Source organism: Streptomyces sp. ITFR-21 (assembly GCF_031844685.1).
Classification (GTDB): domain Bacteria; phylum Actinomycetota; class Actinomycetes; order Streptomycetales; family Streptomycetaceae; genus Actinacidiphila.
This window is the reverse complement of record NZ_CP134605.1, coordinates 3,234,307-3,258,796: the sequence shown is the minus strand read 5'-3', so window position 1 is coordinate 3,258,796 and position 24,490 is coordinate 3,234,307. Positions and strand designations below refer to the sequence as shown.

Annotated in this window: 16 protein-coding genes, 1 tRNA gene and 1 CRISPR repeat array; of the genes, 12 read left to right on the top strand and 5 right to left on the bottom strand. The window is 72.9% G+C overall.

Features of this window, described 5'->3' with window-relative positions; translation table 11 throughout:
* Nucleotides 1-94: 94 nt before the first annotated feature.
* A complete protein-coding gene (locus RLT57_RS14135; RefSeq protein ID WP_311297743.1) occupies nucleotides 95-535 on the top strand; it encodes an ATP-binding protein in 441 nt (146 codons plus the stop codon).
* Between the two features lie 189 nt (nucleotides 536-724).
* On the opposite strand, the gene RLT57_RS14130 is transcribed toward RLT57_RS14135, so the two are convergent.
* Complete coding sequence (locus RLT57_RS14130; RefSeq protein ID WP_399129843.1) at nucleotides 725-2,185, bottom strand: aminopeptidase P family protein; 1,461 nt, start codon at nucleotides 2,183-2,185, stop codon at nucleotides 725-727.
* A 242-nt stretch (nucleotides 2,186-2,427) separates the two neighbouring features.
* On the bottom strand, nucleotides 2,428-3,876 hold the full coding sequence (locus tag RLT57_RS14125) for a PP2C family protein-serine/threonine phosphatase (RefSeq protein ID WP_311297741.1): 1,449 nt from the start codon (nucleotides 3,874-3,876) through the stop codon (nucleotides 2,428-2,430).
* Nucleotides 3,877-4,475: 599 nt separating this feature from the next.
* Between RLT57_RS14125 and RLT57_RS14120 the strand changes: the two genes are divergently transcribed.
* Nucleotides 4,476-5,180 (top strand): bifunctional DNA primase/polymerase, encoded by a 705-nt coding sequence (locus RLT57_RS14120; protein WP_311300709.1) that lies wholly within the window; start codon nucleotides 4,476-4,478, stop codon nucleotides 5,178-5,180.
* Between the two features lie 77 nt (nucleotides 5,181-5,257).
* On the top strand, nucleotides 5,258-5,659 hold the full coding sequence (locus tag RLT57_RS14115) for a hypothetical protein (RefSeq protein WP_311297740.1): 402 nt from the start codon (nucleotides 5,258-5,260) through the stop codon (nucleotides 5,657-5,659).
* Between the two features lie 458 nt (nucleotides 5,660-6,117).
* On the opposite strand, the gene RLT57_RS14110 is transcribed toward RLT57_RS14115, so the two are convergent.
* From RLT57_RS14110 to RLT57_RS14100, 3 genes are all read right to left on the bottom strand, one after another.
* Nucleotides 6,118-7,089, bottom strand: coding sequence for a DUF5926 family protein (locus RLT57_RS14110; protein WP_311297739.1), 972 nt, complete (start codon nucleotides 7,087-7,089; stop codon nucleotides 6,118-6,120).
* A gap of 476 nt (nucleotides 7,090-7,565) precedes the next feature.
* A complete protein-coding gene (locus RLT57_RS14105; protein WP_311300708.1) occupies nucleotides 7,566-8,111 on the bottom strand; it encodes an ATP-binding protein in 546 nt (181 codons plus the stop codon).
* A gap of 254 nt (nucleotides 8,112-8,365) precedes the next feature.
* On the bottom strand, nucleotides 8,366-9,268 hold the full coding sequence (locus RLT57_RS14100) for a glycerophosphodiester phosphodiesterase family protein (protein ID WP_311297738.1): 903 nt from the start codon (nucleotides 9,266-9,268) through the stop codon (nucleotides 8,366-8,368).
* 541 nt (nucleotides 9,269-9,809) lie between these two features.
* Between RLT57_RS14100 and RLT57_RS14095 the strand changes: the two genes are divergently transcribed.
* The 9 genes from RLT57_RS14095 (at nucleotide 9,810) to cas2e (ending at nucleotide 21,657) form a co-directional block, all read left to right on the top strand.
* Entirely contained in the window at nucleotides 9,810-11,402 is a 1,593-nt protein-coding gene (locus RLT57_RS14095) for a S1C family serine protease (protein ID WP_399129840.1), read from the top strand.
* Between the two features lie 67 nt (nucleotides 11,403-11,469).
* A tRNA-Ser gene (locus RLT57_RS14090) sits at nucleotides 11,470-11,556 on the top strand.
* Between the two features lie 687 nt (nucleotides 11,557-12,243).
* Nucleotides 12,244-16,872, top strand: coding sequence for a type I-E CRISPR-associated protein Cse1/CasA (casA, locus tag RLT57_RS14085; RefSeq protein WP_311297736.1), 4,629 nt, complete (start codon nucleotides 12,244-12,246; stop codon nucleotides 16,870-16,872).
* Nucleotides 16,869-17,549 carry a type I-E CRISPR-associated protein Cse2/CasB gene (gene casB / locus RLT57_RS14080; protein ID WP_311297735.1) on the top strand — a complete coding sequence of 227 codons (681 nt, stop codon included), beginning with the start codon at nucleotides 16,869-16,871 and terminating at the stop codon, nucleotides 17,547-17,549. Before casA ends, casB begins: the two co-directional genes overlap by 4 nt.
* A gap of 168 nt (nucleotides 17,550-17,717) precedes the next feature.
* Complete coding sequence (cas7e, locus tag RLT57_RS14075) at nucleotides 17,718-18,932, top strand: type I-E CRISPR-associated protein Cas7/Cse4/CasC (RefSeq protein WP_311297734.1); 1,215 nt, start codon at nucleotides 17,718-17,720, stop codon at nucleotides 18,930-18,932.
* Nucleotides 18,929-19,624: a type I-E CRISPR-associated protein Cas5/CasD gene (cas5e, locus tag RLT57_RS14070; protein WP_311297733.1), complete on the top strand. Its 696-nt coding sequence runs from the start codon at nucleotides 18,929-18,931 to the stop codon at nucleotides 19,622-19,624. Before cas7e ends, cas5e begins: the two co-directional genes overlap by 4 nt.
* Complete coding sequence (cas6e, locus tag RLT57_RS14065; protein WP_311297732.1) at nucleotides 19,624-20,322, top strand: type I-E CRISPR-associated protein Cas6/Cse3/CasE; 699 nt, start codon at nucleotides 19,624-19,626, stop codon at nucleotides 20,320-20,322. The genes cas5e and cas6e overlap by 1 nt, the downstream gene beginning before the upstream one ends.
* Nucleotides 20,319-21,275 carry a type I-E CRISPR-associated endonuclease Cas1e gene (cas1e, locus tag RLT57_RS14060; RefSeq protein WP_311297731.1) on the top strand — a complete coding sequence of 319 codons (957 nt, stop codon included), beginning with the start codon at nucleotides 20,319-20,321 and terminating at the stop codon, nucleotides 21,273-21,275. The genes cas6e and cas1e overlap by 4 nt, the downstream gene beginning before the upstream one ends.
* Before the next feature lie 10 nt (nucleotides 21,276-21,285).
* Nucleotides 21,286-21,657, top strand: coding sequence for a type I-E CRISPR-associated endoribonuclease Cas2e (gene cas2e, locus RLT57_RS14055; protein WP_311297730.1), 372 nt, complete (start codon nucleotides 21,286-21,288; stop codon nucleotides 21,655-21,657).
* Nucleotides 21,658-21,796: 139 nt separating this feature from the next.
* Nucleotides 21,797-24,270: a CRISPR direct-repeat array (repeat unit 29 nt; unit sequence GTCCTCCCCGCGCCCGCGGGGCTGTTCCC).
* Nucleotides 24,271-24,490: the final 220 nt, after the last annotated feature.

The following is a 24,490-nucleotide window of genomic DNA, read 5'->3' as shown; positions in this document are numbered from 1 at the left end:
CCGAATGAGCGGTCGCACGTCAACACGACGCTTACCGATGCCTCTTCGCGGCAATACGTAACCGTATGTCGAGCCGCAGCCAGGAGGCTGGAGCATGAGCATCTGGTGGTCTCTCCATTTGCGGCGCGAGGCTGCGAGTGTTCCGCTGGCCCGGCGACTGCTGCTGGGGACGATGGAGACCGCCGGGGTCGACCCCGACATCTCCTTCGATCTCTCGGTGGCCCTCACCGAAGCCTGCGCGAACGCCGTGGAACACGCCGGATCCGCCACGGGCTACAGCGTCACCGCCCGGATCGACGGCGACCGCTGCCGTATCGAAGTGGCCGACTCCGGGCCGGGTTTCTCCCGCGACCGCGTCCGCCGTCCGGCCCGTCCGGCTCTCCGGAGGCAGTACGCCGAGGACGGGCGCGGACTCTGCATGATCGAAGCACTCGTGGACCACGTCCAGTTCCATGACCGGCCGGGGCACGGCACGGTCGTGGCGTTCGACAAGGTCCTGAAATGGCGTGACGACGCGCTGCTCAAAGCGTCCTAGCCGACCGCCGCACCGCTGACCGCCGCACCGCTGACCGCCGCACCGCCGGGGGCCACCGCCGCCGACGGCCAGACGCAGGACGCCGTCGCCGACGCCCGGCCACGACGGCCCGGCGGTGACGCCCGTGAGGGCCCCGCGGCGGCCGCCGGCGACCTCACCGTCGGCGGCCCCGCGGTGCGGGGGCCGGGGTCAGCCGCGCAGCGCGGCCATCCACGCCTCGACCTCGTCCGCCTGCCGCGGCAGGCCGGCCGACAGGTTGCGGGCGCCGCCGTCGGTCACCAGGATGTCGTCCTCGATCCGCACCCCGACGCCGCGGTACTCGGCGGGCACCGTCAGGTCGTCCGGCTGGAAGTACAGGCCGGGCTCCACGGTGAGCACCATGCCGGGCTCCAGTGTGCAGTCCACGTACGCCTCGGTCCGCGCCTGCGCGCAGTCGTGCACGTCCAGGCCGAGCATGTGGCCGGTGCCGTGCAGCGTCCAGCGGCGCTGGAGGGCGAGTTCGAGCACCCGCTCGACCGGGCCGTCCAGCAGCCCCCACGCCACCAGCCGCTCGGCCAGCACCCGCTGGGCCGCCTCGTGGAAGTCGCGGTACGCGGCACCCGGCTTGACCGCCTCGATGCCCGCCTGCTGTGCGTCGTACACCGCGTCGTAGACCTTGCGCTGGAGCGGCGAGAAGCGGCCGTTGACCGGGAGGGTGCGGGTGACGTCGGCGGTGTAGAGGGTGGTGGTCTCCACGCCGGCGTCCAGCAGCAGCAGTTCGCCGGACCTGACCGGGCCGTCGTTGCGCACCCAGTGCAGGGTGGTGGCGTGCGGCCCGGCGGCGCAGATGGAGCCGTAGCCGACGTCGTTGCCCTCCACCCGGGCGCGCAGGAAGAAGGTGCCCTCGATCCAGCGCTCGGAGGTGGCTTCGGCCTTGTCCAGCACCTTCACGACGTCCTCGAAGCCGCGGGCGGTGGAGTCGCAGGCGCGCTGCAGCTCGCCGACCTCGTACTCGTCCTTGACCAGCCGCAGTTCGGACAGGAACACCTTCAGCTCGGCGTCCCGCTCCGCGGTCACCTTGTCGGTGAGCGCCGCCTCCACGCCCGCGTCGTGGCCGCGGACCACCCGGACCGGGCCGGCTGCCTCGCGCAGTTCGTCCGCCACCTTGCGGACGTCCTTGCAGGGCAGCCCCAGCAGCTGCTCGCCCTCGGCGAGGCTGTTGCGCCGGCCGACCCACAGCTCGCCCTGGCCGTCCAGCCAGAACTCGCCGCTGTTCCGGTCCGAGCGCGGTAGCAGGTACGTGGTGGCCTGGTGGCCGCCCTCGGCCAGCGGTTCGAGGACGAGCACGGCGTCCTGCGTCTGGTCGCCGGTCAGGTGGACGTACTCGCTGGAGGCGCGGAAGGGGTACTCGGTGTCGTTGGAGCGGGTCCGCAGGTTGCCGGCCGGCACCACGATCCGCTCGCCGGGGAAGCGGGCGGACAGCGCGGCGCGGCGGGCGGCGGCGTACGGCGCCTGCTTGATCGGGTCGAGACCGTGCCGCTCGGTGTCGGCCCAACCGGACTTCATGACGGCGGCCAACTCCTCGGACACGGCGGGGTAGAGCCCGTTCTTGCGCTTCTTGACGGGCTTGTCCTCCTGCGCCGCGTCCGGCTTGTCCTGGGCCTCCGCCACGTCCTGCCTCCTCGTCACGTCCCAGCGAAACCTTCCGCCCATGGTATGCGGGGTATCGCGGCGGGACGGCGGGTCTGGTCTGTCGGCGCGATCACATCGGCAGTCGGCGCGATCCCGTCGGTCGCCGTTGGTCGCCGGCCGGCGCCGCCGGGACCGCCGGGACCGGCCGCCGGCGGCCCGCGGCGGGTGCCGGCCGGAGGCCCGCGGCTCCGGACCGGCCTCCGGGCGCCGCCTCCGGGAGTTCACTCGAACCGCGTCACCAGCAGGACCAGGTCCTCCACCCCGTCCGCCCGGTCCAGGCCGTCCGGCAGCAGGGCGTGCAGTACGTGGTCGGCGAGCCGCTCCGGGTCCTCGCGTACGGCGCGCGGCGCGCTCTGGGCGGCGGCGTGCAGGTGGGCGAAGGCCCGGTCGACGGGCTCGCCGGTACGGCGCAGCAGGCCGTCGGTGTAGAGCAGCAGGCTCTCGCCGGGTCGGGCGGACAGCTCCACGCTGGGCGCCTCCCAGCAGCCGAGCATGTTCAGCGGCGCGGACAGCGTGGTCTCGGCGTACGCGCAGCGGTGGTCCCCGACCAGTAGCGGCGGGCAGTGCCCGGCCCCGGCCAGGACCACCTTCCGGCCGCGGTCCGGCGCCGCGGTGACGTACCCGAACAGCGCGGTGGCCGAGCGGGCCGGCTCGGTCAGCCGCATCAGCAGCTCCAGGTCGGACAGCACGGCCACCGGGTCCTCGCCCTCCATCACCGCGTACGCCCGCAGGGACGCCCGCAGCCGCCCCATCGCGGCGACCGCGCCGGGACCCGACCCGGTGACACCGCCGACGGCCAGGCCGAGCGCGCCCTCCGGCAGCGGCAGCGCGTCGTACCAGTCGCCGCCGCCGCGCGGCCCGGTCCGGTGGCGTACGGCCATCCGAACGCCGGGCACCCGCGGCAGCCGCGCGGGCAGCAGCTCCGCGGTCAGGGACGCGGCGGCGCCCTGGGCGCGGCGCAGGTCCAGGCAGCGGGCGATGTGCTCGGCGGCGAACCGCAGGTACAGGCCGGTGAGGCGGCGCTGGCGCTCGGTGGGCTCCGCGGGTTCGTCGTAGAACCAGACGGCCGTGCCGAGCCGGTGCCGGCCGGTGGTGGTCAGCCCCAGGGCGTAGCCGGCGCCGAGGCCGAGTTGCGCGGCGACCTCGCGGTGCCGGGGGGCGAGGGCGGGATCGTGCCGGAGGTCGGGCAGCAGGGTCTCGCCGGGATCGGCGCCGGGATCGGTGCCGGGGCCGCCGGACGCGGGCGGGTGCCCGACGGTCTCCAGCGCGCCGAGGTCCCCGTGGGCGAGCCCGAGCCCCACGGTCAGGTCGGGGCCGGCGCCGTCGGCGGGCTCCAGGGCGACCAGCCCGCGGGAGGCGCCGACCAGGGTGGCCCCGGCCGCGAGGACCTCACGGAGCGTGTCCGCCAGCGTGCTCGTAGCGGCCAGCCGCTCCGTCAGTTCATGGACCAGGGACAGGTCGCAGACCCACGCGGCGAGCCGGTCCTGAACGGCGAGAGCGTGGTCGGGGGCGCCACGGGCGGGCAGCACGACGGGGCGCGCACCGCCCGGAGGAGGGGCGGCCGGCGGCGCCGGAGCGGTCGCGGCCGAAACCGGGACGGCCGCATTCTGCGCCGTCCCTGAAGAAGTCCGCTCGCTTCCGGCCACTTTTCTCACGTGTGCGGGGCTCATGACCGCGGACTCGCGGGCTGCGGCCGATGGGCGGGGCAATCAGCGTTTTTCATCCGCAATGCGCGGAGCATCTGCATGAATAGCATCGCAAACCCCCATGTCGTGCCGCGCCGCTACCAACGAACCCACTTCTACACGCACGCTTATAGGCATGTCCAGGATTGTCCTGGTACAAGAAAGGTGTCGGCGTCGGCCCTGAGCCTTGCGGAGGCCGGTGCTCCGGCCGTAGGTTGGGGCCTACGTTGGCCGGAAATGACCACCCCCGCCTCATGCGCGCTGTCGACTGATCCCAGCCAACAGCGCGTCATATCGCGGGTGATGGGTAGGAACTCGAAGTCCGGCTCAAGCGTCGTAGTGCGTGAACAGTTGACGGCCGACCCGACCCCGAGTGGCGAATGGGGTTGCTGCGCCCGACGAGGGGCCACGAACGGTGGCCCGCTCAGGGCGCCGACAGCAAAGAAGCGCCAAGCGCACGCCACCCTCCGCCATGTTCCACGCTCGGCTGGCGGCGTGACGTGCCGCCTCGTATGCGGAGTGCTCGACAGTTACGTTGTGTAATGGGCAGATCCATGGGCGTTAACGGAAAGGAACGAGCGCTGATGCGCGAGATCCTCGGAAGGCGACGCAAGCTCTCACTCCAGCGAAAGGGGCGGAGCGGGTTGCTCCACGCGGTACTCACCTACGCCGAGCAGTGGAAATGGCGCGTGGTACCCGGTGTGGGGTACGACCGGCACAGCACAGGGCGGGTCGGCGGCGAACGCGCGTGCGCCTGCCCGCGGGTCGACTGCCCGGTGCCCGGCGTCCACCCCCTCGACCCGGGACTGCTCGCGGCCACCCACGACGCCCGGATGGTCCGCTGGTGGTGGACCGGCCGCCCGCAGGCGCCGGTCATCCTGGCCACCGGCGACCGGGTCTCCGCGGCGAGCCTGCCCGCGGCGGCCGGTGAACTGGCGCTGGCCGCCATCGAGAAGACCGGCTTCCGGCTCGGCCCGGTGATCGCCACCCCCAGCCGCTACTTCTTCCTGGTGGCCCCCTACTCCCTCGCCGAGCTCGGCGAGCTCCTCAACAGCCAGGACTGGGTGCCGACGTCGCTGCGCTACCACGGCGACGGCGGCTATGTGCCGCTGCCGGCGACCGACGGCGGCGGCGCGGACACGGCGGCCCCGGGCGAGCCGGGCTGGGTACGGGAGCCGGCGGCCGGCGCCGACGACCCGGCGCCCTGGCTGCCGCGGATCAGCACCTTGGTGGAAGCCCTGGTCCGGGCCGGCCGGACCGCCCCGGACGGAGATCGGCTGACATTTTGACCACTTCGACTTTACGCTGGCGTATACGTTCGGGGGCGGACCGGTCAGGATACCGGAACGCCCCCTTCCACACCGCTATGTTCGGTTTCATCCGCGACCTGCGCGGTGAGCGTCGAACGGAGGTGGGGCATGTGAAGTCGCAGCAGACCCCCGACGACCAGGCGCGCGTCTGCGCGGAAGGGCTGCGCCGGGTCGCGGTGGCGAGTGTGGCCGCGCTGGCGGTCGTCCTCCCGCTGGCGGTCGCCACGGCGGAACACGACGGCGGGCACCGGGGGAACGCCGGGCACAGTGTGGAGCGCGGGCGGACCGGGACGGGGCCGGCCGCTGCCGACGGCGCGGGTACGGACACGGCCGCGGGTACGGACACGGCCGCGGGTACGGACGCCGGCGCGGGGACCGCGCGGTCCGCCGGCGCCGCCGGGACCTCGGCGTCCGGTCCGGGCGCGGCCGGCTTCGGTTCCGCGCCGTCGGACGACTGAGCGGATTCGGGCGGGCGGCGCGGGGCGCTCCCGGCGGATCGAAGCCGGTGGACCGACGCCGGTCCCGGCGGGTCTGGTCCCGGCGGATCCAGGCCGGTCCGGGGTGCTCGGGGGCCTTCCGGGCGAGAAAAGGCCCGGCCGCTGGCGACGGGGGATGCACCAGCGACCGGACCGTTCAAACGGTAACAAGACTTCGTCCGATCGCAAATTCCTTGACCCCTGGGCCGGCTGGTTCCCTTGGGGTTTTTGGGGACTTGTGACCGGGATCACCGGCCGACCGGTCGGCCGGCGCCCGCGCCCGGCGGCCCGCCCGGCCGGGGTTTGCCGGCCTCGCCCGGCCGGCGTCCGCGGACCCCGGTCGGCCGCCACCCCGGACCGGGGCGCCGCTCGCGCACCCGCCGTTCCGGTATCGGTCCTCCGCGGTGCGTGGTCCGCGGCCCGCAGACCGCGGCCCGCCCTCAGCTCAGCGTGATCTGCCGGTTGGTGAGGCCGCTGCGCGCCTTCCGCTCCTCGGCGGTGAGCGGCCCGCCGCGGGCCAGCGTCTCCGCCAGCCGCTCGCCGAAGGCCGCGGCCGGCTTCTCCACGTCGTCCGCGCCCGTCGCGACCGGCAGGTCCCACACCGGCACCAGCAGACCGTGCGCGCGGAAGGAGCCGACCAGCCGCGTCCCCTCGCCGAGCGAGGACACCCCGGCCGTGTGCAGCCGGGCCAGCGCGTCCAGCAACTCCTCCTCCGGGTGCGGCATGACCCACCGCAGATGGTTCTTCTCCGGGGTCTGGCACCAGTAGGCCGCGTCGACCCCGGTCAGCCGTACGGTCGGGATCGCCGCCTGGTTCGCCTGCTCCAGCGACGCGGCCACCTCGCCGGTCGCCGACTGGGCGTCCTCCAGCCAGAACTCGAAGCCGGCGTGCACCTCGGGACGGAAGGGCGCGGTCAGGTCCAGCAGGTCCTGCAGGCGCGGGCCGTCCGGAGCCGGGCGGCGGCCCTCGACCGGGTTGCCGGGCTCGGCGGTCAGCGCCCGCCCGAGCGTGTCGGCCAGATCGCGGCTGACGTCGCCGGAGGACGCGTCGTTCTGCAGACCGAGCAGTACGGCGCCGGTGTCGCGGCGCAGCCCCGGCCAGGCCATCGGCAGCACGGTGCCCAGGGTCACCGACGGCACCCCGTCGGGCAGGCCGTCCTTGAGGGTGAGCGGTACGGTGGCGGCCGGGACGAGTTCGCGCAGCGCGACCCAGTCGCACTCGCCGGGCAGTCCCTCGAACGGGCGGCGGACCAGCTCGGTGACGGCGTGCGCGGCCTCCCGGCCGTGGCACGCCTTGTACCGGCGACCGGAGCCGCACGGGCACGGCTCGCGGGCGCCGACCACCGGAACGGCCGCGTCCGACGCGGCCCCCGGGCCCTTGTTCTTCGTGACGGTCGCGCGCTTCTTGGCCATGGCTCGGTCTCTCCCGTTCCGGCGATGTTCCGGCCGCGAGCCTAGCGGCAGGCGGGCGCGGTACCCGACCACGACGGGCGGGGACGCGACTTGTCGGCGGTACGGGTGCGGCGGGCGGGCAGAGCGCGCCGCACCCGTAGGCGCGTCGGACGCGGTCCCGCGGAGCCCGGCCCCAGCCGCCGCCGGCCGCGTCCGGGCCGGCGGGGCCCCGTACCGGTCGCGTTCCCACCGGCCGGGCCCTGCGCCGGGCGAGTACCGCACCGGCCGCATCCGTACTGGCCGGACTCCCGTACCGGCCGAGCCCCGTACTGAGCGGGTCCCCTGCCGGCCGCGTCCGTACCGGGCCTAGGTTCCCGTACCGACCCGGTCCCGTACCGCCGACTCCGGCTGCCACCTGCCGCCGGCCACCGCCTGCCGTCCCTGCCCGCGGCGCCGGGCCCGCCGGGCCCGCCGGATGCCGACGGGGCCCGCCCGGCTCAGCCGAGGTCGTCCAGCGACTCCGCCAGGTCCAGCGGGAGTTCGAGCGGTACGCCCCTGGGCAGGCCGCCGCCCGTGCGCGCCGACGGGTCCCGCCGGGCGTGCCGGCCGCGGACCGCCAGCAGCACCCACACCGTCACCTCGCCGGGCGCGTCCCGCACTCCCCAGCGGAGCGCCAGACTGCCGACGATGCCGAGTCCCCGGCCGCCGTGCGCGGTCAGCGACGGGCTGGCCGGCCGCGGGCGGGTGGGCCCGCCGCCGTCGGTGACCTCCAGGACCAGCAAGCCGTCCGCACCCACCGACCATGACGCGCGTATACCGCGCCGACCGGCGTCCGCCTGCTCCGCGTCGGCGCCCAGCGGGCGGGCGTGCCGGCAGGAGTTGCCGACCAGCTCGGAAAGGATCAGCACCGCGTCGTCCCGCACCGATTCCGGTACGTCCTGTGCGCACAGGTCCGTGCGCAGCCTTCTGCGTGCCTCCGCGACACCCGCCGGACCATGGGACAGGTCCATGGTGGTGGACGTCGGCACCTCTTGCGCCACCATCAACGACACCCCCGGAGACCTCCTTCACCCCACGCCACAAGGTCAATGCCCTCTGTGACTCGACCGGAAACAGGCCAACCGCGGTCTATTGACGCACTCCGTACGCGCGTAGGTGAAATGCGCATGCCATCGGCACAGTCCGGTCCGCGATGTCCGCCGGGACCCGTCGGGTGCGCGCCGGGGCACGCCTCGCGACGGCCGCCGCCCGCGGTGGAACACCTGTGACGTGGGGGGTTGCTGCGGCCTGTGCGGCTTCAGCGGCCGAGCTGCGCGAGCACCTGCCGGGGCCGGTTGGTGATGACGGCGTCGACCCCGAGCCGTACGCACAGCTCGACGTCCGCGGGTTCGTCCACCGTCCACACGTGGACGCGGTGCCCGGCCCGATGCAATCGCGCCACATAGCCGGGATTCGCCCGCACGATCCGCATGCTGGGCCCGGCGATCCGCACCCCCGCCGGCAGCCGCCCGTCACGATGGCGCGGGGACACGTACTGCATCAGGTAGACGGTCGGCAGGTCGGGCGCGCCCAGCCGGACCCGCCGCAGTGAGCGCGACGAGAAGCTCATCACCCGCACCCGGGAGGGCTCGCCGGGCGGCGGGCGGTCCAGCCCGAAACGGCGCAGCAGTTCCAGCAGCCGCTCCTCGACCTGCCCGGCCCAGCGGGTGGGGTGCTTGGTCTCGATGGCCAGTTCGACCCGGCGGTCGGTGTCGGCGAGCAGCTCCAGCAGGCGCTGGAGGGTGAGCACGCGGCTGCTCTCCTCGTCGGCTCCGACCGCCCAATCGGCTCCGACCGCCCCGACCACTCCGCCGGGCCCGCCGGTGCCGCCGGCCTGCCGGTACCGCTCGGGCGCCTCGGGATCGGCGTGCTGGCCCTTCCAGGAGCCGAAGTCCAGCGCGGCGAGGTCGGCGAGTTCGAGCGAGGAGACGGCGCCGCGGCCGTTGGAGGTCCGGTTCACCCGCCAGTCGTGCACGCACACCAGATGGCCGTCGGCGGTGAGCCGCACGTCGCACTCCAACGCGTCGGCGCCGTACTCGATGGCTTTCCGATAGGCGGCGAGCGTATGTTCTGGTACGTCCTCGGAAGCGCCCCGGTGGGCGACGACCTGCACCGGTCGTGCCGCCGGGTCCGCGCCGGGGACGGCGCTCGCGAATGTCACCGGGCCATGGTGCCACCGCGGCCCCGCCCGGCCGGTGAACCGTCGCGGGAACGGCGGACCGACGCTGTCAGGTCGGCCGGTTCATGACATGGGCGTCGCACAGCTACCGCTTACGGCGGTCCGACACGCCGTGGGAAATGCTGTGCGCAGTCAAATGCCTGTCCTGACCCTGAGGAGAATCGCTGTGAGCACCGAGAACGAAGCCGGTTCGTCGCTGCCGGCTGCGGAGTCGGCGGCGGGTGCGCATGAGGGCGCCGCGCGCGACAGTGCCTCGGCGGCCTCTGAGCCTTCCGCCCCTTCCGCGCCCGCCCCGCGCCCCGCGAACCCCTTCACCCCGTCCGCCCCGCCGGTGGCCCCGCCGGTGGCACCGCCGGAGGTTCCCGCGGCCGGCGACCCGGCGGCCTCCTCGGGTACGGGGCCGGGCGCCGGACCGGTCGCGGACGCGGTTCCGGGTCCGGCGGACGGCGCCGGACCCGGGGCCGGGCCGGCGCGGACCGAAGTGCTCCCGGCGCAGGTGTCCGCCCCGCCCGCGCCGCCCGCCGTGCCCGCTCCGGCCGGCGCGCACGTCACCACCTCTCCCGCTCCCCTCCAGGCACCGCCGCCGGTCGGACCGCCGTCTCCCTACGGCGCGCCGCCGAGCACGTACGGGGCCGGGGTCCCGGCGCCGTCTTCCTACGGCGCCTACGAGGCACCGCGGCCCGCCACCGGCTACGAGCGGCCCTACGACGCGCCGAAGCCGGCGCCGTACGAGCCGCCCTACGAGGCGCCTTCTGAGGCGCCGCAACCCTCGCCGTACGACACGCCGCGCCCGGCGTACGGTTCTGAGGCCGTGGCGCAGGGACCGGTCGGCCGGGGCTACGAGCAGCCGGGCCACGGCGGCGCCCCCGGACAGGACCCCTACGCGGTGCCCGCCACCCCCGCGTACGCCACCCCGCCCACCCAGCCGGGCGGCGGCGACGGCCCCGGCGGACCGGCCTGGGTCCAGTACCCGGGTGTCCCGACCCCGGCGAGCGGCGGCCCCAAGCGCCGCGGTGCCGGTGTGCTGATCATCGCGGTCGTGGTGGCCGCCCTGGTCGCGGGCGGCGTCGGCGGCGCCATCGGGTACAACGCGGCGAAGGACAACGACGACTCCGGCTCCACCACCGTCTCGGCGCCCAAGGACGCGGCGGCCCTCAACCGCGCCCCCACCTCGGTGGCCGGCATCGCCAGCAAGGCACTGCCCAGCGTCGTCACCATCAAGGCCAGCGGCAGCCAGGAGAGCGGCACCGGCACCGGCTTCGTCTACGACACCCAGGGCCACATCCTCACCAACAACCACGTGGTCGCCCCGGCGGCCGACGGCGGCAAGCTCACCGTCACCTTCTCCGACGGCAACACCTACGACGCCGAGGTGATCGGCCGCGCCCAGGGCTACGACGTGGCCGTCGTCAAGCTGAAGAACCCCAGCGGCATCAAGCTCACCCCGCTGCCCCTCGGCAACTCCGACCAGGCCGCGGTCGGCGACACCACCATCGCCATCGGCGCGCCCTTCGGCCTGTCCGGCACCGTCACCACCGGCATCGTCAGCGCCGTGCACCGCCCGGTGGCCTCCAGCGACGGCCAGGGCTCCAGCGCGTCCTACATGAGCGCCATCCAGACCGACGCCTCCATCAACCCGGGCAACTCCGGCGGCCCCCTGCTCAACGCCAACGGCGCCGTCATCGGCATCAACTCCGCCATCCAGCCCGGCGGCGCCAGCGAGCCCGGTACCCAGGGCGGCAGCGTCGGCCTCGGCTTCGCCATCCCCATCAACCAGGCCAGGCGCGTGGCCGACCAGCTGATCAGGACCGGCAAGCCCGTCTACCCGGTCATCGGCGTCAGCCTCGACACCAGCTACGAGGGCGACGGCGCGAAGATCTCCGGCGACGCGTCCTCCGCCGTCACCCCCAGCGGCCCCGGCGCCCAGGCCGGCCTCAAGGCCGCCGACGTCATCACCAAGTTCGACGGCACCATCATCGACAGCGGCCAGACCCTGATCGGCGAGATCTGGCAGCACCAGCCCGGCGACAAGGTCACCCTCACCTACACCCGCGACGGCTCCACCCACACCACGACCGTCACCCTCGGCAGCCGCACCGGCGACACCGACAACTGACCCGTTAAACTACCCCCGCGCGACTCCCCACCTCCCCCTCCCCGGGGGCCCCGGGGAGCCGGCGCGGGGAGGCTTGCCCGAGCGGCCTAAGGGAACGGTCTTGAAAACCGTCGTGGCAGCGATGTCACCGTGGGTTCAAATCCCACAGCCTCCGCCCTGGCGGCACGCAGAACGGCCCCTGACCCGGTACGACGGTCGGGGGCCGTTCCCGTGCGCGCACCCCGCCGAAGACCGCACTTCCCCGCTCCTCCCCGACGGATCGGGCACGGAGGGGCACGACCACTTTCTGATCCGTAGCTCCAGCCGGATTCGGACAGCGATGAAGCCGCGAGTGCGGCGCTGGGAAGGGGGATGGCCGACCTTGGCGCATTCCGTGCCAGCGGAACACCAAGGTCGGCCATCTCTCCGCGTCGAACGGCTATGAACGATGAGGAGAGGTCCGATGGTACAGAGAGAAGTGCGTCGTGGGCAGGCGCCGCGGTTAGCCGGAGTGGTTCCCGAAGGCGTGTTGCTGACGGTTATGGGTGTTCAAACCGAGGCTGTCGGGCCCGGTGTTCCATGGGCGCACGTCGTTGTCGTCGTAGTCGTCGTTCTCGTTCTGGGGATGTCGCGACGGGCAAAGCCGACCCCTCGGCACGTATCCGGCTGAAAGTCCCCGGCCAGGTGATCCTGCCGCCGCCCGGTGCGCTCCCTCGTCGCCGGGCGGCGCGTTCGCTGGTTCGCCATGTCCGACTGAGCGTGCGACTGAAAGAGACAAGATCGGTCAATCGCCTGCGCGTATTGGTCGGGACAGCTCTTTTTCTGACATCCCCGCGTTGAGGCTGAGCCTGTGTTGTCGAATATGCCGGTGGCCGCGAACAGCTCCTCGTCCCAGGACCCCTTTGCCGACCTCTCGCAGGCTGCCCGGCGGGCGTGGGGGAAGCACGACCGTCCCACGGAGGACTGGTTGCCGTTGTGGCAGCACATGGCGGACAGCGGAGCCGTCGCCGGGAGGTTGTGGGACGAGTGGGTGCCGGCCAACGTCAAGGGACTGGTGGCCGAGGTGCTGCCAGGGGGGACGGAGGACGGGCGGCGGCTTGCCGTATGGCTGGCGGCCAGCCACGACGTCGGGAAGGCCACGCCCGCCTTCGCATGTCAGGTCGAGGGGCTGGCCCAGCGGATGCGGGATGTCGGGCTGGACATGCCGGACCGGAAGCAGTTCGGGGAGGACCGGAAGCTCGCCCCGCACGGGCTCGCCGGGCAGCTGATCATTCAGGAGTGGCTGGCCGAGCGGTACGGGTGGACGCACCGGGCCGGTGCGCAGTTCGCCATCGTCGCAGGCGGACACCACGGGGTGCCCCCCGGACACCAGAGGATCCATGACCTCGATGTCCATCCGGAGCTGATCCGTGCCCGGGGCATGGCGCAGGCACGGTGGAAAGAGGTCCAGTACGAACTGCTGCGAGCCTGCGCACGCTTCGCCGGTGTCGAAGCCAGACTGCCTGCCTGGCAGGACGTGAAGCTGCCGCAGACCGTGCAGGTACTGCTCACCGCGACGGTGATCCTTTCCGACTGGATCGCCAGCTCGGCTGCGCTGTTCCCCTACGTCTCCGCCCGCGCCGGGAAGCCCCGCCGGTCGGCGGAGGAACGGCTCGTCGCCGCGTGGCAGGGACTTGAGCTGCCGCCCGCCTGGCTGGCCGCCGAACCCCCTTACTGTGCGCAGGAGTTGTTTTCCGCCCGGTTCGAACTTGCCTCGGGTATCCGGCCTGTTCAGGAGGAGACGGTACGGGTCGCCCGAACGATGGACCCCGCCGGACTGCTGATCGTCGAGGCCCCGATGGGTGAGGGGAAGACGGAGGCGGCGCTGGCCGCCGCGGAGATCCTTGCCGCGCGGACCGGTGCGGGCGGAGTGCTCGTGGCACTGCCCACGCGGGCGACCGCTGACGCCATGTTCCAGCGGCTGCTGACCTGGTTGGAGCATCTCCCGGCCGACGGGCCGCGATCCGTCTTCCTCGCCCACGCCAGAGCCGCCCTTAACCACGCGTGGGCGGGCCTGATATGCGAGGGCACCCGTACGATCGCGGCCGTCGACACGGACGGTGCGGTCCCCGTGCCCAGGCCCGGGGCCGCGAAGCTCTCACGGCCCGCGGATCTCCAGGCCCACCAGTGGCTGCGCGGTCGGAAGAAGGGGCTGCTCGCGTCGTTCTCGGTGGCGACGGTCGACCAGGTGCTCTTCGGCGCGCTCAAGAGCCGGCACTTGGCTCTGCGGCATCTCGCGCTCGCGGGCAAGGTCGTCGTGATCGACGAAGTACACGCCTACGACGCCTACATGAACGTCTATGTGGAGCGTGCCCTGGAGTGGCTTGCCGCGTACCGCGTGCCCGTCGTCCTGCTCTCCGCGACGCTGCCCGCCGCCCGCCGCCAAGCGCTCGTACGGGCCTATGCCGGCGCCGACGCCGTACTTCCGCACACGGACGCCTATCCGCTGCTGACAGCCGTGGGACAGGACGGCGCCACGTCGTACGCGTGCCCGGCCGCCGCCTCGGGGCGCCGTACGGACATCCGGGTCGAGCGCTTGGACGACGACCTCACCTCTCTGGTCGGCAGGCTTGAGTCCGAACTCCGGGACGGCGGCTGCGCTTTGGTCGTGCGGAACACGGTGGACCGGGTGCTCGAAGCCGCCGAGAGGCTCCAAGAGCGGTTCGGGGCGGCGAACGTCACCGTCGCGCACTCACGTTTCGTGGCCGCCGACCGCGCGTCCAAGGACCGGGAACTCCTGCGGTTGTTCGGCCCGGACGGGGACCGCCCGAAAGGACCGCACATCGTCGTGGCGAGCCAGGTGGTCGAGCAGTCGCTTGACGTCGACTTCGACCTTCTCGTGACCGATCTCGCCCCGGTGGACCTGCTGTTGCAGCGGATGGGCCGCCTGCACCGGCACCCCCGCAGGAGGCCGGCGGCTCTGCGTACCGCCCGCTGCCTGGTGACAGGTGCGGACTGGCAGCAGGAGCCACCGCAGGCGGCCGAGGGCTCCCGTAGCGTTTACGGCGGCGAGTACCTCCTGCTGCGCACACTCGCCGTACTCCAACCCCACCTGAACGGTTCGGCATTGCGGCTGCCCGAGGACATCAGCCCCCTCGTCCAGGCGGTGTACGGCCAAGAGCCGGTCGGGCCCGCGGCCTGGACCGACGTGTTGGACGCGTACGGCCGGGCCTACAGGGCCCTGCTCGCCGACAAACAGGAGCGGGCCGAGGCGTTCCGGCTCGGGCCGGTCCGCCGCGCGGGCCGTGCGGTGATCGGCTGGGTCGACGCGGGGGTCGGCGACGCCGACGACAACCGCGAGGGGCGTGCCCAGGTGAGGGACAGCCAGGAGAGCATCGAGGTGCTGGTCGTCCAACGGCGCCACGACGGGACCCTCGCGACCCTTCCCTGGCTCGACGACAAGCGGGGCGGGCTCGACCTTCCCGAGCACACCGTGCCCCCGCGCCAGGCGGCGGAAGCGGCGGCGGCGAGCGCGTTGACGCTGCCCTGGCACTTCTCCCGGCCCTGGGTGCTCGACCGGACCGTCGAGGAACTCGAGCGCTTCTGCGTCGAGGCCTGGCAAGTCAAGGAATGCCATTGGCTGGCAGGCGAGTTGGTCCTCGTTCTCGACGAGCACTGTCGGACCCGGCTGGCAGACTTTGATCTCACGTACAGCCGCAGCGGCGGGCTCACGGTGACGCCTGTCGGCGCGCGCGACACAAGAGTGGTGAATTCAGTGCCATCGTTCGATCTGGTCTCCCGGCCGTGGCTGCCCGTCCAGCGTCTGGACGGTACGACAGCAGAGCTGTCGCTGCGCGACGTCTTCGCGACGGCCGGCACGGTACGGCGGCTGGTCGGAGACGTGCCGACACAGGAGTTCGCCCTGCTGAGGCTGTTGCTCGCCGTCCTGCACGACGCGGTCGAGGGGCCCGCGGACTTCGAGGCATGGGAGGACCTGTGGGAGGCGGCGGATCCGTTCGCCGCCGTCCCGGGCTATCTGGAACGGCACCGGGACCGGTTCGACCTGCTCCACCCGCGCCACCCCTTCTTCCAGGTCGCCGATCTGCACACGGAGAAGGCCGAGGTGGGCCCGCTGACCCGGATCGTGGCCGATGTGCCCAACGGCGAACCGTTCTTCAGCATGCGCCACCCGGGTCCGGACCAACTGGGCTTCGCCGAGGCGGCGCGCTGGTTGGTGCACGCGCACGCCTTCGATGTGTCCGGGATCAAGTCCGGCGCGGTGGGCGACCCGAGGGTGAAGGGAGGCAAGGGCTATCCGCAGGGTGTCGGCTGGGCGGGGAACCTGGGCGGTGTCTTCGCCGAGGGCGACACCCTGCGCGAGACGCTGCTGCTCAACCTCATGGCCGCCGACACGGATCTCCTCCTGGTCGAGAAGACGGATCTGCCCGTCTGGCGGCGACCCCCGCTCGGAGCGGCTCCCGTCCCGGCCGACCCCGCCGAACCCCGACCCTCCGGACCGCGCGACCTCTACACCTGGCAGAGCCGTCGCGTACGTCTCCACTTCACCCCGGAAGCCGTGACCGGAGTCGTCCTCGGCTACGGCGATCCGCTCCAGGCGCACAACAGGCGTCAGCGCGAACCCATGACCGGATGGCGCCGCAGCCCCGCGCAGGAGAAGAAGCTGGGCCGGACGCCCGTCTACCTGCCGCGACAGCACGACCCCGCGCGTGCCGCCTGGCGCGGCCTGGCCGCGCTGCTCGGCGACCGCGGACACGAACCGACGGAGCAGCGGAAAGGCGGGCCTGCGGCGCTCCAGTCACCCGGCATCGTGGAATGGCTCGCCTTGCTCGTCAACGAGCGTGTCCTGCCGGCGCGCGGTCTCCTGCGCACACGCATCGTCGGCGCGAGGTACGGCACTCAGCAGTCCGTGATCGACGAGATCGTGGACGACGCGGTGGTGATGCCGGTGGTCGCCCTGCACCGCGACCGTCCGGAGTACGCCAGGGCGGCGGTCGACGCGGTGGCTGACGCGGACGAAGCGGTCACCGCGTACGGCCACCTGGCCGGGAACCTGGCCCGAGCGGTCGGCTCCGATCCCCACCCTGCCACCGACACCGCCCGTGACCTCGGCTTCGCGGCACTCGACGGTCCGTACCGTCACTGGCTGGCCGAACTCGCCCGCAGGACCGATCCGGAGGAGGCCCGCGCCGACTGGCAGGACACCGTCTCCGGGATCGTCCGCGACCTCGGGCGCCGGCTCCTCGACGGAGCAGGCCCGGCGGCGGCCGAAGGCCGGTACGTGGATCTGCGCGACGGTGGTGCGCGGTGGGTCAACGACGCGCAGGCCGACCTGTGGTTCCGGCGCCGGCTCAACACCGTGCTGAGCCGTGCGGCCGCCCGCCGCGCCGCAGCGGACTCTTCTGCGAACGGCGGGGCGGACAACGCCCGGGGCGGCGAACCGGACGACCCGACCGACGGCACGACGGACGACACAACGGAGCTCCCGCAATGACCACCAGCACCTCTCCCGACCGAGCCGGGCATCTACGCGGTCCGGTCGGCCTCACGGCCGAACGCTGCATCCGGCGGCTGCAGAAGGGATACCGCGGCGACCGCCCGGCAGCCGTGTCCACCCTCGCCCGGCTGCGGCGGGGCGCGGGGCGCCCGGCCCATGCCGTACCGGATTTGTGGGGACTCACCGGCACCGACGAACTGGCCGAGGCCATGGCCGAGTTGCCGGAGGACAGCCGAGATCACATCGACCATGTACGCGCCGAAGAAGCGCTGCACCTGGTCCTGACGCTGTGGGCCCTCCACCAGCAGTCCCATCGCGACGCCGACATGCACGTCGCGGGGCGCGGGCTCGGCAGGGCGGTCCGCATGCTGATGAACCCACGCGGGGCGGCAGCGGAATCCGGTAAGGGTGACAGCGAGCCGGACGAGCCGGTGCGCAGGCGGTTCGTCCGGGCCGGCACCGCCACGACGCTCGAGGTCCTGGCCGTGAGGCTGCGCGACATCGTGCTGCTGCTGCGCCGCGAGGACATCGCCCTCGACTACGGACTGCTCGCCGACCAGCTGTACCGCTGGCAACTCCCCGTCGCCCGAGCCGATGTCCGCCGGAGCTGGGGCAGGGACTTCCACCTGGCGGGAGTCGTCCGCGACCGGAGCGACGAGCCCGGCGGAGAGTGATCTCCTCGGGGCTCACCAACCCGCTCCAGCACGAAGCCGCCTGGCGGCGACAGGCTTCCCTTGCGCCCGTACCCCGCTCCGCCTGGCATCGGGGCGCTTGAGTCACGCACCTTCCGGGTCACCGGACGACCTCCGAACCATCCAGTCACCGACAGGAAAACGATCACTGTGAGCCGTACCATCCTCGACGTCCACATCCTTCAGACCGTGCCGCCGAGCAATATCAACAGGGACGATACGGGCTCCCCGAAGACCGCCGTGTACGGGGGAGTCCGGCGGTCCCGTGTCTCCAGCCAGGCGTGGAAGCGGGCCACCCGCGAGAAGTTCAAGGAACTGCTGGATCCGTCGGACCTGGGGGTCCGCACGAAGAAGGTGGCCGAACTGCTCGGCGCCCGGCTCACCGCCCTCCAACCGGCCCTGGAACGTCGTGCAGCCCTCGAACTCGCCGCCGAGATGCTGCGCACCGCGACCGGCTCCAAGATCGACCCTCCCAAGCGCAAGGCCAAGGAGGGCGAACCCGAACCGGCGCCCGAGGCCGCCTACTTGATGTTCCTCAGCGCTCGCCAGCTCGACGGGCTCGCTGAACTGACGATCAAGGGCAGCGGGGGGAAGGACGACGTCGCGGCCCTCAAGGAGTTTCTCAGGGCGAAGGAGAACAAGGCCCTTGCCCGCCGGCTCCTCGACACCCGGCACTCGGTGGACATCGCGCTGTTCGGCCGGATGGTCGCCGACTCCACCGACCTGAACGTCGAGGCCGCGAGTCAGGTCGCCCACGCCATCAGCGTGCACGCCGTCGACAACGAGTCCGACTACTACACGGCCGTCGACGACAAGAACACCGACGCTGAGCCCGGCGCCGGCATGATCGGTGTCGTCGACTTCAATTCGGCGACCCTGTACCGCTACGCGGCGCTCGACATCGACCGGTTGCGAGCCAACCTCGGTGCGGGCCTGCGCGACGGCGAGGACTCCGCCGCCCCGACCCGGCGCGCCGTGGAGGCATTCCTCGAAGGCTTCATCACCTCGCTGCCCACCGGTAAGGTCAACACCTTCGGCAACCACACCCTGCCGACGGCCGTCATCGTCAAGCTGCGCACCAAGCGGCCGATCAGCTTCGTCACCGCCTTCGAACGGGCGGTCACCGCGGGCCGCGAGGGCGGCTTCGTACGGGCGGCGTGCGAACGCCTGGCCCGGCATGTCCCCGCTCTGGAGGAGGCGTACGGAGTCGAGGACGCGGACCTGACCTGGCTCGTACGCGTCGGCGAGGACACCGAGCCGCTGGCCGCCCTCGGCCGCGGGATGGCCGTCGGCGAACTGGTGGAGACGGTCGGGGGGGTGGTCGCGGAGCGACTGGCCGCGGAGCAGGCGGGGACGCCGGCGTGAGTGTGCTCCTGCTCCGGCTCGCCGGTCCCCTGCAGTCGTGGGGTTCCGCGGCGCGGTTCGTACGCCGCACCACGGAGAACGCGCCCACGAAGAGCGGGGTGCTGGGAATGCTCGCCGCCGCGCAGGGGCGGGGGCGCGACGGCGACCTCAGCGATCTGGTGGCGCTGCGCTTCGGCGTACGGATCGACCAACCCGGCACGCGCTTACGGGACTTCCAGACCGCACGCCACTTCGACACGGACAAGGCCATGCCGCTGTCGGAACGCTTCTATCTCGCCGACGCGGTGTTCGTGGCGGCGGTCGAGGGCGAACGAGAGCTGGTGCGTCAGCTGTACGCCGCCGTGCGCGAGCCGGTGTACCTGCCCTATCTGGGCCGTCGCTCCTGTCCCCCCGCGCTGCCCGTGGACCTGGGGCTACGGGAGGACACCGACCTCGTCACCGCTCTGGAAGAGGCGCCCTGGCAGGCGTCCGCCTGGTATCGGTCCCGGCGGCAGCCAGGACAGCTGACCATCCTCCACGACAGCCCGCCGGACCGCACGCCCGACGTGAGCCTGCGGGACACGCCGGTGAGTTTCAGCCAGACCCACCGGCAGTACGCGCTGCGCGGCGTGACCTCCACACAGGCCGGTATCCCTACTCCTCAGCGGAGTCCCACCGATCACGACCCGACGTCCGGACTGGAGGCCGTCTGATGTTCTTCACCCGCTTCCGCATCAACACCGCCCGCCGCGACGCCCGAGCGCTGCTCGGCTCACCGCACCGTATGCACGGCGCGGTCACGATGTCGTTCCCCGACACCCTTCCGCGCGACGGCGACGGCCCGCGGGTCCTGTGGCGGGTCGACCGCGACTCAGCTGCGCAGACGCTGCTCTACATCGTGAGCCCCACGCGGCCGGACCTCACCGGCCTTGTGGAGCAGGCCGGTTGGCCCGCCGCCGACGGGCCGGGCTGGCAGACGTACGACTACGGAGCGTTCCTCGACGGGCTCACGGCGGGCAGCGTGTGGTCCTTCCGGCTCACCGCCAACCCGGTCCACTCGATCCGCCGCACGGACGACGAGCCGACCAAGCGCACGGCGCACCTCACCCCTCGTCACCAGCAACGCTGGCTGCTCGACCGGCAGCGGGCGTCGGGCTTCTCCGTCGTGGAGAAGAGCCCGGACCGCCGGTTGCTGGAGTACGGCGACGAACTCCAACTCCTCGTACGGGACAAGCGGGATCTGCGCTTCGCGAAGGCGGCGGAGCGGCGGACCGTGTCGCTGGTGTCCGTGACCTACGACGGGCGGTTGACCGTCACCGACCCCGACGTACTGCGGCGTACTCTCACCCAAGGGCTGGGCAAGGCGAAGGCGTACGGGTGCGGGCTGATGACACTGGCGCCGGTCCGATGAGCACGGTCGCTCGGCGCGGGGCCTCGACGCCGCGTGAGGTCGCCCGCGTGGGGGACCGGCTGTCGTTCGTCTACCTGGAGCGTTGCGTCGTCCACCGTGACGACAACGCGATCACGGCTGAGGACGCGGAGGGGGTCACGCACATCCCGTCCGCGACGATCGGCACGCTGCTGCTCGGGCCCGGTACCCGTATCACCCACCAGGCGATGTCCGTGCTCGGCGACTGCGGTGCGGCGGTGGTGTGGGTCGGTGAGCACGGGGTCCGGTTCTACGCGGGTGGGCGGGCGTTGACGCGTTCATCGGCACTCGCCGAGGCCCAGGCGACGGTATGGGCGAACCGGCGTGCACGGTTGGACGTCGCGCGGGCGATGTACCGGCTGCGTTTTCCCGATGAGGACCCCTCCGGCCGGACGCGTCAAGAGCTCCTGGGCATGGAGGGCCGACGGGTCAGGGACTGCTACCGAGCCGAGTCCCTCCGCACCGGAGTCCCTTGGCGGCGAAGGGAGTTCAACCGCGACGACTTCACAGCGGGTGATCCGCCCAACCAGGGCATCACGGCCGCGGCCCAGTGCATGTACGGGGTCGCGCACGCGGTGGTCGCCGCACTCGGGTGCTCACCGGCCCTCGGTTTCGTGCACTCCGGGCACGAACGGTCTTTCGTCCTCGACATCGCCGACCTCTACAAGACCGAGATCGGGATTCCCGCTGCGTTCGACGCTGCGGCAGAAGGCCCGGAGGACATCGCCGCCCGCACCCGGCGGGCGCTGCGGGACCGTATCAACAAGGCCCGGCTGCTGGACCGCTGCGTGCGCGACGTCAAGGACCTGCTCGGCTATGAAGGCGGTTCGGACGGTGGAGCCGACGCTCTTGACGGCGACCGGGTTACTCTCCAGTCCGACCACGGTGTCGAGGTCGAGGGCGGACGCAACCATGACACCGAGGTGATCTGGTGAGGGGCCCGTCGTGACCGTCATCGTGCTCACCAACTGCCCCGCCGGCCTCCGGGGGTTCCTCACCCGGTGGCTGCTCGAGATCTCTCCGGGCGTCTTCCTCGGCAATCCCTCTGCCCGCATCCGCGACACCCTGTGGACCGAGGTCCGCGCCTACGCCAACCAGGGCCGTGCCCTCCTCGCCTATTCCACCGACACCGAGCAGGGCTTCACCTTCCGCACCCACGATCACGCGTGGTCCCCCGTAGACCACGAGGGCCTCACCCTCATCCACCGTCCGGCCCCTGGCCGCCGGCGCCTCACCCCGTCTTCGTCGAACTCCGACTCCCCTCCGCGTTCGGGCTGGAGCAAGGCCGCAAAGCGGAGGAAGTTCGGAGGGCGGTGAGGTGGGTTCTCGCGGTGGCTTCCAGATAGGGTACGCGGACTTGAGCGAAGCGTCGGCGGTCGCGGTGGGTGAAATGTCGGAATCTCGACTAGTGAGTAAAAACAGCCGCGCCCGTCGATAAACTGCCTGGTCACGCAGTGTCCTCCCCGCGCCCGCGGGGCTGTTCCCTGACTCCTACGGGCAGAACATCCCGTACCCCAGTCCTCCCCGCGCCCGCGGGGCTGTTCCCGACAATGCGGGGCAGGCATTCAGCCGCCGACTGTCCTCCCCGCGCCCGCGGGGCTGTTCCTTCGGGCCTTCTTCTCGCCCGCTTCCATGCCGGGTCCTCCCCGCGCCCGCGGGGCTGTTCCAACTTCGTCAGGCGAAGGGTGTGGCAGAGGTAAGTGTCCTCCCCGCGCCCGCGGGGCTGTTCCCGCGGTGATCCACGCGTCGTGCTGAACCGCGACGTCCTCCCCGCGCCCGCGGGGCTGTTCCATGCCGACACCTCCCCGGCAGCGGCGGTGAGGGGTCCTCCCCGCGCCCGCGGGGCTGTTCCCTTCGCTCCCCGTGCAGCGAATTCGGAACATCTGTCCTCCCCGCGCCCGCGGGGCTGTTCCCGTCCAGCTAGTGAAGAGCCCGACCCGGCCAAGGTCCTCCCCGCGCCCGCGGGGCTGTTCCCGCGTCGATCGCGGCCTCGACCGCCATCGTCCGGTCCTCCCCGCGCCCGCGGGGCTGTTCCCGCCGCGACCCGGCCGAGCGCGGCCAGGGCCCAGTCCTCCCCGCGCCCGCGGGGCTGTTCCCCCGGACGCCTTCCTGCTCGACTACCTGACCCGGTCCTCCCCGCGCCCGCGGGGCTGTTCCCATCCCCGTCCCTCCGGTGATCTCGCTGGCCCGGTCCTCCCCGCGCCCGCGGGGCTGTTCCCTTTCTCAAGCGGTCCATGCACGAGATCTCGGGGTCCTCCCCGCGCCCGCGGGGCTGTTCCCGGGCATCCGGCTGGAGTCGCGCTCCGCGGAAGGTCCTCCCCGCGCCCGCGGGGCTGTTCCCTGGCCGTCGTGGGACTTCGACGGTGATGTCTGGTCCTCCCCGCGCCCGCGGGGCTGTTCCCGTCCGCCAGGCCCCGCAGCTCGAAGACGGCAAGTCCTCCCCGCGCCCGCGGGGCTGTTCCCTCGCTGGGGCCGCCGTTGGCCGGGGTCCAGGGGTCCTCCCCGCGCCCGCGGGGCTGTTCCCGCCGCGGCGGTCGTCGCCGAGGGCGCCGACAAGTCCTCCCCGCGCCCGCGGGGCTGTTCCCTTGGCGCTCGCGGCCGTCCGCGCCTTCTCGGTGTCCTCCCCGCGCCCGCGGGGCTGTTCCCGCACAAGCGGCGGGCGGAGACTTATGGGGTTCGTCCTCCCCGCGCCCGCGGGGCTGTTCCCGCGGGTGCGACTACACGTCAGCGCCGTACAGGGTCCTCCCCGCGCCCGCGGGGCTGTTCCCGACCTGATCGACAAGGGGTTCGCCGAGCACAGGTCCTCCCCGCGCCCGCGGGGCTGTTCCCTGTGGTCTCCCTCGCGGTGAGCACGCCGACCGGTCCTCCCCGCGCCCGCGGGGCTGTTCCCACCACCCGGGACTCCGACATGCGGCGCATCTTGTCCTCCCCGCGCCCGCGGGGCTGTTCCCACCGTGATGCGCGGACGCTCCACGCTGGGGGTGTCCTCCCCGCGCCCGCGGGGCTGTTCCCCACTCTCGGTAGGCCAAGCCGTCGCCGACCGCGTCCTCCCCGCGCCCGCGGGGCTGTTCCGCCTCACGCGCCCGCATCCGTGACGGCGGGGGTAGTCCTCCCCGCGCCCGCGGGGCTGTTCCGACCGGCGTCCAGCGGACCTACGCGACCTTCGCGTCCTCCCCGCGCCCGCGGGGCTGTTCCCCCGATGGTGCACGCGCTGGACACGGGCGTATCGTCCTCCCCGCGCCCGCGGGGCTGTTCCCGGGCCGAGGTAGGTGATCACGTCGGCCCGGTTGTCCTCCCCGCGCCCGCGGGGCTGTTCCCCGCGCGCTGTACGGGATGACGCTCGCCCGTGGGTCCTCCCCGCGCCCGCGGGGCTGTTCCCGACACCGTGATGGACGCGGACGCCCTGCCCGGCCGTCCTCCCCGCGCCCGCGGGGCTGTTCCCGAGGCGGGACAGGAAGGCCGGGCTGTCGATGTGTCCTCCCCGCGCCCGCGGGGCTGTTCCCCGCGACGGATCAAAGGCGGCGTCCATGCAGTCGTCCTCCCCGCGCCCGCGGGGCTGTTCCCGTCTCCCGTGCGCCGGAGCCGTAGGCCACCTGGTCCTCCCCGCGCCCGCGGGGCTGTTCCCTATGAGCGGTTAGCGGCGGCGCACGCCGCGATGTCCTCCCCGCGCCCGCGGGGCTGTTCCCGTGCGCACCTCCACCCTCCTCGATCCCACCGGGTCCTCCCCGCGCCCGCGGGGCTGTTCCCCGGGCTGGACCGGCGTCGAGCCGGGCCTGGACGTCCTCCCCGCGCCCGCGGGGCTGTTCCCCGGGCTGGTGGTTCATGCGGCGCGGCGGATGGGTCCTCCCCGCGCCCGCGGGGCTGTTCCCTGGGCGTCGGTGATGTCGCCGTGGGCGTAGTCGTCCTCCCCGCGCCCGCGGGGCTGTTCCCGGCGCCCATAAGTGACGCACTGGGCTGTTTCGTTTGGGTCATCGGTACGATGTCGCGCCCTGGCGGTACGGCGCTTTCCGGTGTGCGGGGCGTACGTGGTCCGGTTCGTGATGGTATGCGCATGTCGAGTCCCTGTGGGCGGGCCCGGTACGGTCGGTCCCGCGCGGAGAGTCGCTTTGTCCACATGTTGTGGAAAACCTTTTGGGTGATGGCCGGGCGG

Excerpts from the sequence above, each read along its gene's own strand:
- RLT57_RS14115 (WP_311297740.1), top strand. The coding sequence starts at position 5,258 with ATGTTCGGTTTCATCCGCGACCTGCGCGGTGAGCGTCGAACGGAGGTG.
- casB (WP_311297735.1), top strand. The coding sequence starts at position 16,869 with ATGACCACCAGCACCTCTCCCGACCGAGCCGGGCATCTACGCGGTCCG.
- RLT57_RS14105 (WP_311300708.1), bottom strand. The coding sequence starts at position 8,111 with ATGGTGGCGCAAGAGGTGCCGACGTCCACCACCATGGACCTGTCCCAT.
- RLT57_RS14120 (WP_311300709.1), top strand. The coding sequence starts at position 4,476 with ATGCGCGAGATCCTCGGAAGGCGACGCAAGCTCTCACTCCAGCGAAAG.
- RLT57_RS14135 (WP_311297743.1), top strand. The coding sequence starts at position 95 with ATGAGCATCTGGTGGTCTCTCCATTTGCGGCGCGAGGCTGCGAGTGTT.
- casA (WP_311297736.1), top strand. The coding sequence starts at position 12,244 with ATGCCGGTGGCCGCGAACAGCTCCTCGTCCCAGGACCCCTTTGCCGAC.
- cas6e (WP_311297732.1), top strand. The coding sequence starts at position 19,624 with ATGTTCTTCACCCGCTTCCGCATCAACACCGCCCGCCGCGACGCCCGA.
- cas1e (WP_311297731.1), top strand. The coding sequence starts at position 20,319 with ATGAGCACGGTCGCTCGGCGCGGGGCCTCGACGCCGCGTGAGGTCGCC.
- RLT57_RS14110 (WP_311297739.1), bottom strand. The coding sequence starts at position 7,089 with ATGGCCAAGAAGCGCGCGACCGTCACGAAGAACAAGGGCCCGGGGGCC.
- RLT57_RS14125 (WP_311297741.1), bottom strand. The coding sequence starts at position 3,876 with ATGAGCCCCGCACACGTGAGAAAAGTGGCCGGAAGCGAGCGGACTTCT.